The 9,990-nt window shown below is 63.0% G+C and carries 7 protein-coding genes; 3 read left to right on the top strand and 4 right to left on the bottom strand.

The genetic code is table 11. From position 1 onward, the window contains the following. Positions 1-19 precede the first annotated feature (19 nt). From GCN75_RS25990 to GCN75_RS29370, 4 genes are all read right to left on the bottom strand, one after another. Complete coding sequence (locus GCN75_RS25990; RefSeq protein ID WP_152284941.1) at positions 20-481, bottom strand: hypothetical protein; 462 nt, start codon at positions 479-481, stop codon at positions 20-22. A 22-nt stretch (positions 482-503) separates the two neighbouring features. Then, the gene (locus tag GCN75_RS25985; RefSeq protein WP_152284940.1) at positions 504-980 is read right to left on the bottom strand and encodes a hypothetical protein; all 477 of its coding nucleotides are present in this window, start codon (positions 978-980) and stop codon (positions 504-506) included. Positions 981-997: 17 nt separating this feature from the next. Continuing rightward, positions 998-1,414: a hypothetical protein gene (locus GCN75_RS25980; RefSeq protein WP_152284939.1), complete on the bottom strand. Its 417-nt coding sequence runs from the start codon at positions 1,412-1,414 to the stop codon at positions 998-1,000. A gap of 214 nt (positions 1,415-1,628) precedes the next feature. Then, positions 1,629-1,910, bottom strand: coding sequence for a hypothetical protein (locus GCN75_RS29370; RefSeq protein ID WP_193317661.1), 282 nt, complete (start codon positions 1,908-1,910; stop codon positions 1,629-1,631). 37 nt (positions 1,911-1,947) lie between these two features. Here GCN75_RS29370 and GCN75_RS25975 point away from each other — a divergent pair, with 37 nt between their 5' ends. From GCN75_RS25975 to GCN75_RS25965, 3 genes are all read left to right on the top strand, one after another. Beyond that, the gene (locus GCN75_RS25975) at positions 1,948-2,445 is read left to right on the top strand and encodes a DUF4255 domain-containing protein (protein ID WP_193317660.1); all 498 of its coding nucleotides are present in this window, start codon (positions 1,948-1,950) and stop codon (positions 2,443-2,445) included. A gap of 334 nt (positions 2,446-2,779) precedes the next feature. Then, on the top strand, positions 2,780-4,552 hold the full coding sequence (locus tag GCN75_RS25970; protein ID WP_152284937.1) for a ShlB/FhaC/HecB family hemolysin secretion/activation protein: 1,773 nt from the start codon (positions 2,780-2,782) through the stop codon (positions 4,550-4,552). A 71-nt stretch (positions 4,553-4,623) separates the two neighbouring features. Continuing rightward, a partial coding sequence (locus GCN75_RS25965; RefSeq protein ID WP_152284936.1) for a two-partner secretion domain-containing protein occupies positions 4,624-9,990 on the top strand: 5,367 nt, incomplete at its 3' end.

Genomic DNA, 9,990 nt, shown 5'->3' with positions numbered 1-9,990 from the left:
CTTATGCACGCTGATGCGTTTATCGGGCGGTCAGCCCGGCCTGGGTATACACGTAATAATCGGTGGGCCGCAAACTGCCCGCCGTGATGCGCAGCTGAATCTTGTAAGTCTGGGAACCGATGTTCATTGCCTGGCCAATCCAGTAGCCGGCGCTTTGCTGGATGGGGTAGCCGGGGCTGCCAAAGACGTTTCCTTCGATGACGCTGAAGCCGGTGATGACGACCGTGTCGCCGGAACCTGTGTCGATCGGGTAGGCGGAATAACCGATCAGTGCGCCGACCGGCACCACGCTGTGCAGCGTCATGCTGCCCTCGCCGGTACTGCCGGTGTTCAATTGGTTATCCATCAGATAGATGCCGGCCGTGATGCTGCTGCCGCCGGCACCGGCCACATAGGCGGTGTCGACGGCGATCACGACCTGCGCCTGCACGGCTGCCGCAGAGGCGGGCGCCTGTACGGCACGCACGAAAGCGCCAGCCATGCGGACTTGCTCCGGCGCCGGATTAGCGCGCGGTAATGAACGGATCCCAGTTGATGTAGTAGTCGGTCGGACGCAAGCCGCCGGCCGTCACTTTTACCTGGATCTGGTAGGTCTGGTTGCCCGCATTGGTGGCCTGGCCGATCCAGTAGTTAGGCTTGATCTGCAGCGGATAGCCCTGGTTGCCGAACACGTTGCCCTGAGAAACGTTGAAGCCGGTGATGGCGACCGTATCCCCCGAATTCTGATCCAGGGGGTAGACGGTGAAACCGATCAGGTTGCCGACTGGGCATACCGTGCTCAGTTCCAGCTGTCCCTCGCCGGAGCTGCCGGAGTTCAGCTGGTCGTCCATCATGTAGACGCCGGTATTGATGTTGTTGCCGGCCGTTGCCACGATGAACGCAGTGTCGATCACGATCGAAATCTGGGTTTGCGGGTTGGGAATGGCGGCATTCTGGGGAACGGCGCGGACGAAAGGTTGCTGCGTTGCCTGATAGCTCATGAGATTCTCCCGTCCGGTTAGTGGGCTGCGATGCCAGGATTGATGCTCAGGGAAATGCCGGAGCCGCCTGGCGCCTGGACATTGAGGCCCAAGGCATAGTTGCCGCTGGTGCCGCTTTGCGCCTGACCCGTGAAGTTCCAATTGTCAACGCGCTGCGGCTGGCCGCTGTCGCCCCAGACGTTCGAGTTGCCAATCGACTGGATCTGGACGGAACCGCCCGAAGCGACAAAATTTGGATCGATCGGTATGATCGTCCAGCAGATGAACGAACCGCGCGTGCAATTGGTTTGAAGGTTGACGGAACCCTCGTTTTGACTGCCGCCCGAAGTGCGGTTGTCGACCAGGTAGATGCCCTTGGTCTGTCCCGCCTGTACGGCATTGGTATCGATCCAGATCTGGATGAATACACTGCACTGTGAAATTGGAGTTGCCATATCAAATGCCTCGCTTTTTGTTGAGAAACGTGGAATTTCAGGTACCCGGTAGAACGCTGTCGCACCGTCATCACTGCAGAGATATGTATCGTCTTGCTGGTCAAGGACATCGTCGACTTGCCTATGCCGATATTGATGAGCGCCGCGACAAGATAAACTCTAGCGGAATTCAGAATAAGATTTCTCTTCAATTGTAACAACGTTAACTAAATTTTCATTTTGTTATGTTTACTACATAAACCGCCTTGTGGAAACCGTTGTATGGGGATGCAAAAACCGCCGCTTCAATGCCGAATGCGCAGGCCGCCACGTGGCCCGCCTGTTGCCGCGGATCGGGGATTTTTCCGGCGTGGCCATTCTGGCGGGCGATCCCACGGGTACTATTGACGATGCCTGCGCCGCGGCCGTGAGGGAACCGTTCCCGACGACGTAGGTCGTGGCGGCGCGTTTGCGCAAAGATGAGCACCTTACCTTTTGGAGTATCGATGATAGACACGGCACTGAACTTTGTAGTTCACGAACTGAACAGTTTTTTGAGGGCACGCTTGGGCAGTACCGATTTGGTGGCGGTGCTGTCCGGCTTGTCGGCCATGGATGGCTCGGCCTTGCCGGTGTTCGAGGGCAAGCTGGTCGTCACCCTCGTCAATATCGGCCAGGAAACGACCGCGCCGGCGCCCGGCATTCCGGTCCGGACCTCGGGTGGTGGTTACGCGGGTGCTCCCGCGCCGCTGCACCTGAACCTGTACGTGATGATGTCCGCGTCCTTCGACCACTACGCGGAGGGCCTGAAAGTACTCAGCTACGTGTTGGGCTACTTCCAGGCCCGGCCCGCGTTTGACGCGCAGAGCGGCCCTGGCTTCCCCACCGGCCTGGACAAGCTGTCGTGCGAACTGGTCAACCTCAGCACCCAGGAATTGCATAATGTGTGGACCGTACTGGGCGCCCGGTACCGGCCGTCGGCGCTCTACAAGCTGCGCATGGTGACGCGGCAACAGGATGGGCCCGGCACGGTAATGCCCGCCATAGGCTAGCGGCGGTACGTCCCGGCGGCTTGCCATGCGCTGCAATAGCCATGAGGGGAGGCCGCCGATGCAGATGCAAGGCATCGCTATCTCTCCAGATCGCTTCGATTCGCGCAGGCCCCGATTTCGCAGGGGTGCGGGTTGCTGCACAAAATGCACAGAGAACGTCCCGGTGGCTTCATGACAGCACTGGCCATTGCCTGCCCACCTGTCCTACTAGTGGTAATTGGATAGTTGAAAGGTAGTTACTAAATCGCTAAAGTTCTCAAGAAATAAATATAGTTGCTATATAGAAATAGTTATTTTATAATTTACTTACATAAATAATTATTTGAGGCAACATATGCACCTGCGCTTGACGCCATGGTGCGGTGTATTTTTGTTCAGCGGCACCCTGTGTGCCGCCGTGTCCGCGCAGACCCGTCCTGAAATCGCGCCGCCCCTTCCCATCCCGTCTGGCAGCAGCCAGCGCGACGATGCCAGCCAAGAACTGATACGCCAGCAAGAACGCGAGCGCGTCCTGCGCCAGCAGCAGGAACGCACGCCCGACGTGCGCCTGCTCGAGGCGCCTACGGCCGCATCCGCCAACCGCCTGCCCGCAGGCGAATTGCCATGCTTTACCATCGACCACCTGGAGTTGCGGGGCGAGGACGCCGCGCAATTCCAGTGGGCGCTGGCCGCCGCCAGCCGCGACGACCTGGGTGTGCCGGACTCTGCGCTGGGCCGTTGCCTGGGCACGCAAGCCATCAATGTGCTGATGGGCCGCATGCAGAACGCCATCATCGCGCGCGGCTTTGTCACCACGCGCGTGCTGGCCGAGCCGCAGGATTTAAGCCGTGGCACCCTGGCCTTGACGTTGATACCGGGGCGCATCCGCCAGATCGGCTTTGCGCCCGGCACCAATCCCCGCGCCACTTGGTGGAATGCCGTGCCGGCGCGGCCCGGCGACTTGCTCAATGTGCGTGACACGGAGCAGGCGCTGGAGAATTTCAAGCGCGTGCCGACGGCCGAAGCCGATATCCAGATCATGCCGGCCGAGGGCGGCAATGCGAAGCCGGGCGAGAGCGACCTGCAGATCCAGTGGAAGCAGGGCTTGCCATTCCGCCTGGCGCTGGGCCTCGACGACGGCGGCTCGCGTTCGACGGGCAAGCTGCAGGGCAGCGTGACCCTGTCGTACGACCACTGGCTGACCCTGAACGACCTGTTTTATCTGAGTCTGAATCAGAACGTCGACGGCAACCGCCAGGGTCCGCGCGGCACGGGCGGCATGGTGGCCCACTATTCGATTCCCTATGCTTACTGGCTGCTGGCGTTTACAGCCAGCGACAGCCGCTACCACCAGTCCGTGGCCGGCATCAGCCAGGACTACAACTACAGCGGCGCCAGCCAGAACCGCGAAGTCAAGTTGTCGCGCCTGGTGTACCGCGACGCCTCGCGCAAGACCACGGTGTCGCTACGGGGCTGGCAGCGTTCCGCGCAGAACTTCATTGACGACACGGAAGTGGAAGTGCAGCGCCGCCGCATGGCGGGCTGGGAACTGGGCATCGGCCACCGCGAATTCCTGGGCCAGTCCACGCTGGACCTGAACCTGCAATACCGGCGCGGCACGGGCGCGATGGATGCGCTGGCCGCGCCCGAGGAAGCGTTCGGCGAAGGCACGTCGCGCTTCAAGCTGCTGCTGGCCGACGCGGCCCTGGCAGCGCCGTTCACGCTGGCCGGCCAGTCGCTGCGCTATTCCGGCAGCTGGCGCATGCAGCACAACCGCACGCCGCTGGTGCCGCAAGACCGCTTCGCCATCGGCGGGCGGTATACCGTGCGCGGCTATGACGGCGAAAGCAGCCTGTCGGCCGAACGGGGCTGGCTGCTGCGCAACGAGTTGGGCGTGCCGCTGGGCAGCAGCGGCCAGGAAGCGTATGCGGGACTCGACCACGGTGAAGTGGCCGGGCCGTCCGCCGCCTGGCTGATCGCCACCAATTTGACAGGTGCCTTCGTGGGCTTGCGCGGCCAGTGGCTGGGCGTGCAGTACGACGCCTTTGTCGGCTGGCCCGTGCGCAAGCCCGAGCTGTTCCGTACGGCCAGCCATACGGCTGGCTTCAGCCTGAACGCCAGCTATTAATCTGAGACACCGCGACTAATCAGCCGTTCTCTTCTCTCTATCGCATCATTTAATTGTCATTAGGACATTTCATGAACAAGAACCTGTACCGCATCATCTTCAACAAACGCCGTGGCCAATTGATGGTGGTCGCCGAAAATGCTAGTTCGCAAGGCAAGGCGGCCAAGGGCGAAGGCGGCTTGGACAGCGGCGTGTTTGAAGGCGATGGCGGTGGCGGGCTAAGTTTCAGTGTGAATGGCAAGTTGCGGCCGCTGGCGCTGGCGATATTTGCCGCGCTGGGCATGGTGAGCTTTGTGGCGGGGCCGGCCATGGGACAGATCGTGGCCGATCCGAACGCGCCGGGCCGCCAGCGCCCGACCGTAGTGCAAAGCGCGAATGGCGTAACGCAGGTGAACATCCAGACGCCGAGCGCGGCAGGTGTATCGCGCAACACCTACAGCCAGTTCGACGTGACGGCGAATGGCGCCATCCTGAACAACAGCCGCGGCAACGTGCAGACGCAGACGGGCGGCTGGGTGCAGGGCAATCCATGGCTGGCGGGCGGCAGCGCGCGCGTGATCTTGAATGAAGTCAATTCGGCCAACCCCAGCCAGCTGCGCGGCTATGTGGAAGTGGCGGGCCAGCGGGCCGAAGTCGTCATCGCCAACCCGGCCGGCGTGAGCGTCGATGGCGGCGGTTTCATCAATGCCAGCCGGGTCGTGCTGACGACGGGCACGCCGATGCTCAATGATGGCAGCCTGGACGGCTACATGGTGCAGCGTGGGGTAGTGACCATCAACGGCCGTGGGCTGGATACGTCGCTGAGCGACTACACGGCCATCCTGGCGCGCGCCGCGCAGATCAATGGCGGCATCTGGGCGCAGGAACTGAAGGTGGTGACGGGGACGAACCAGATCGATGCGGCGCATGGCGTGGCGGGCGCCGCAGCTGGCGTAGGGCCGGCCCCGGCGTATGCGCTGGACGTAGCGCAGCTGGGCGGCATGTACGCGGGCAAGATTACCTTGATCGGCACGGAAGCAGGTCTGGGCGTGCGCAACGCGGGCGTGTTGGCGGCCACGGCCGGCAATCTGGTGCTGCAATCGAATGGCTGGTTAAGCAACAGCGGCAATATCCAGTCAGCCGGCAGCGGCAGCCAGACCAGCATTGCGGTGACGGGTGACGTGGCCAACAGCGGCACCGTGTATGCGGGCGGCGACAGCCAGGTGCAGGCGCAGGGCAGTATTGCCAACAGCGGCGTGATCGGTGCGCAGAACAATGTCGAGGTGCACGCCACGGGTGCGGCGGCGCGCATCGATGGGGCGGCGGGTTCCGTGCTGGCCGCAGGTCTGAATCTGGACAACACCTTGACGGCTAGCGGCAAGCTGAACGTTTCCGCTGGCGACACCATTGCCGTGCATGGTACGGCCGTGGCGGGCGGCGACAGCAGCCTGGCGGCACGCCAGCTGGATTTGACTGGGGCGCAAGTGTCGGGCGCGAATGTCGGCCTGGGCGCCAGCGCGGGCGACCTCGACGCCAGCCGGGCGCAGGTCAGCGCGCGCGAGCGCCTGCAGCTGGACGCGGCGCGCACCGTGCGCAGCGACGCAGCGCAACTGACGGGCCAGCAATTGGGCGTGAACGCGCACGACCTGTCGAACGTGGGCGGCCAGCTCACACAGCTGGGCAGCAGCGATCTGGCCATCAGTTTACCGGGTAGCCTGGACAACACGCGCGGCGTCATCGCCACGAACAGCCAGGCCTTGCACCTGCAGGCGGCCAGCCTGAGCAACCAGGATGGTCACATCCAGCATGCGGGCACGGGCGCGCTGGAGATTGGCGCAACCCAAGTCAACTTGCAGCGCGGCAGCATCGTCAGCAATGGCGCCATGGCGCTGAGTGGGGAACAGGTCGACCACCGCGATGCCCGCACGGTAGCTGGGCAATTGAACATCAACGCCGGGACCTTGGACAACCGGGGCGGCAGCCTGGCGCAGAGCGGCCAGGGAGCGACCGGCGTGCAGGTGCGCAACGGCTTGGACAACCGCAGTGGCGCGCTGGAAAGCAACGGCGCTTTGAGCGTGCAGGCAGGCAATATACAAAACCAGAAGGGCCGTATCGTCTCGGCCACGGATGTGGCGCTGTCGACTGGCGTGCTGGACAACACGGAAGCGACCCTGGCAGCCGGCGGCAAGCTGCGCCTGGATAGTAGCGACGTCGACAATACGCGCGGCCAGATCCAGGCGCTGGCGGGCGATGCGGCCCTGACGGTCGCAAAACTGAACAATACGGCCGGCAGCGTCTTTGCCGGCGGCAACCTGGCCACTCAGGCCAGCGAAGTGCTCAACAGCGGCAACCTGTATGCGGCCGGCAGCCAGGCGCTGCAGGTGCGCGGCGTCGTCAGCAACAGCGGCGTGATCGCTGCGCAAGGCGATAACCGCATCGACGCCCGCCGTATCGACAGCGCGGCCGGCAGCCTGCTGGGCGCCGGCATCCGCGCCGACGGCAGCCTGGCCGGCAACGGCCAGTTGGCCCTGACGGCCACGCAAGCGATCGGCGCCCATGGCCAGAATCTGGCGGCAGGCAAGACGAGCATGCACGCTGCTGCCATTGACCTGAGCGGCAGCCAGACGGGCGGCGCGGCCATCGAGTTGAATGCCAGCGTAGGCCATGTCGTCACCGATGGCGCACTGGTGACGACCACGGGTTTGCTGTCCGTGACGGCGGCCGGCAGCAGCCAGGCCTTGTCGAACGTGCGCGGCACCTTGAGCGCGGGCCAGCTGGACCTGAAAACGGGATCGCTGGACAACCGCGGCGGCACGGTGATCCAGACGGGGATGGGCGATACCACCTTGCAAGGCAGCACCCTGGACAACACGGGCGGACGCATTGCCGTCAACAGCGCCAACCTGGCGTTGACGGCGGAACAGCTGACCAACCGCGACGGCAGCATCGAACACGCGGGCACGGGCAGCTTGCACATTGAAGCAACGCGTTTCGATGACGAACGGGGCAAGGTGACGGGCAATGGCCTGGTTGATATCCAGGCGGAAACAATTAATCACCGTCATGCCGTCACGTCCGGGCAGCAAGTAACAGTACAGGCCAGCCAGCTGGACAATAGCGACGGCACCGTGCAGCAAACGGGTGCCGGACAGATGCGCGTGGACGTGGCGCAGGCGCTGGACAATACGCGCGGCAGCATTGCGGGCAATGGCAGTGTGCAGGTGCAGGCTGGCGTGCTGGACAACAGCAAGGGGCGCATCACCTCGGCTGCGTCGGCCGACATCGTCAGCAAGGGTGTACTGAACAATACCGATGGCGTGATGGCAGCGACTGCCGACTTGCATGTGGGCGGTGTGACTATCGACAACACGCGCGGTGTGTTGCAGGCGGACAATTTGCATCTGGATGCCGCGAATGTGCTGAACCAGCAGGGTACGCTCAGCGCCGGCACGGACCTGACGGCCAAAGTGAGTGGTGACCTGAACAACGCGGGGCTGCTGTACGCGGGCCGCCATCAGCAACTGACGGTCGGCGGCTTGCTGAACAACACGGGATCGATTGCGTCCGTGAATAACACGACGATTACCGCTGGCAAAGTCACCAGCAGCGGCTTGCTGGGCGCAGGCGTGAAAGCGGATGGCAGCCTGGACACGGCAGGCGATCTGACCATTAATGCCGATGGCGTGTTGCAGGCGAGCGGACAGAACCTGGCGGCGGGCAGCACCGTGCTGAAAGGCGACTCCATTGATTTGTCGGGTAGCCAGACAGGCGCGGCAAACATCGCCATCACGGCAACTACTGGCGATGTGCAAACGAACAAGGCCGTGATTTCCGCCAGCAACGTGTTGGCCATCACGGCCAATGCCAACAATGGCCAGTCGCTGATCAATAACCAAGGCCAACTGGTGGGCGGCCAGTTGCAGTTGAACGTGGCGAACCTGAACAACGCCAGCGGCGAGATCGTGCAGACGGGCACGGGCGACACTGTTATCACCACGGCCAAACTCGACAACACAGCGGGTCGCATCGCCGCCAACAGCACGAACCTGGCCTTGAACGCGACGGTGCTGACGAACATCAATGGCAAGCTGGAGCACGCGGGTGCGGGTCTGCTGGCCATCAACGCGGGCCAGTTCAACAACCAGTCCGGCAAGATCACGGGCAATGGCAAGCTGGACATCAAGGCAGCCGCCTTCGACCACCGCAATGCAACGACGGTGGCCAACCAGCTGACCGTCAATGCCGGCAGCCTGGACAACCGCAGCGGCAGCCTGGCACAGACGGGTACTGGCCTGATGACGGTGAACTCTACCGGCCAGCTGGACAACACGGGCGGCAAGATCGAGGGCAATGGCGATGCGCTGGTCAAAGCTCAGGTATTACTGACAAGCACGGGCCGCATCGTGGCGGCGCAGGATGCCACATTGAACGTGGGCAGCCTGGACAACACGGAAGGCACGGTGGCAGCCGGACGTCATCTGCAACTGTCCGGTGGCGACATCGACAATACCAAGGGGCAATTGCAGGCCGTAGCCGGCAACGCCACCTTGAACGTGGCGAACTTGAACAATACCGCAGGCAACGTGTTTGCCGGCGGCAACCTGAACGCGACACTGGCTAGCCTGAACAACACGGGTAGCCTGTATGCGGCAGGGAATCAATCCTTGACCGCAACAGGTGGTGTCGTGAACACGGGCGTGATCGCGGCGCAGGGCAACACCAGCTTGACGGCCAAGATGCTCGACAGCAGCGCAAGCAGCTTGCTCGGCGCGGGCATGCAAGCCGATGGCAAGCTGGGCACAACTGGCGACCTGACGATCAGCACAACACAAACGCTGGCCGCGCATGGCCAAAACCTGGCGGCGGGCAGCGCCAATCTGACCGGTGCCAGCATCGATATCGGCGGCAGCCAGACCAGCGCTGCGAACATCGGCCTGACGGCAACAACGGGTGACGTCAGCACGACCAAGGCGGTCGTGACAACGGCGGGCACGCTGAACGTGACGACGAGCGCCACCTTGCACAACACGGAAGGCACGGTGCAGGCAGGCCAGCTCGACCTGCATGCGGGCAATCTGGATAACGCCAAGGGCACTATCTTGCAGACAGGCACGGGCGACACGGCCATCGTCACCGGCAATTTGGACAATACAGCGGGCCGCATCGCGGTCAACAGCCAGAACCTGAACATCGATGCCGTCAGCGTCAGCAACAAGGACGGCAAGATCGAGCATGCAGGCACGGGGACGTTGAATCTGCAGGCGGGCGTGCTGGACAACAGCAAGGGCCGTGTCACCTCGGTGGCGGCTGCTTCTGTCGTTAGTAAAGGTATGTTGAACAATACCGATGGCGTGATCGCCGCGACCACTGGCCTTCATGTGGGTGGTACTGCGCTGGACAACACGCGTGGCGTGTTGCAGGCGGACATGTTGCGTCTCGATGCGGCATCCTTGCTGAAC

This window comes from Janthinobacterium violaceinigrum (assembly GCF_009208555.1).
GTDB classification, from domain to species: Bacteria; Pseudomonadota; Gammaproteobacteria; order Burkholderiales; family Burkholderiaceae_D; genus Janthinobacterium; species Janthinobacterium violaceinigrum.
The sequence above is the reverse complement of the archived record's forward strand: the minus strand, read 5'-3'. Positions and strand labels throughout refer to the sequence as shown.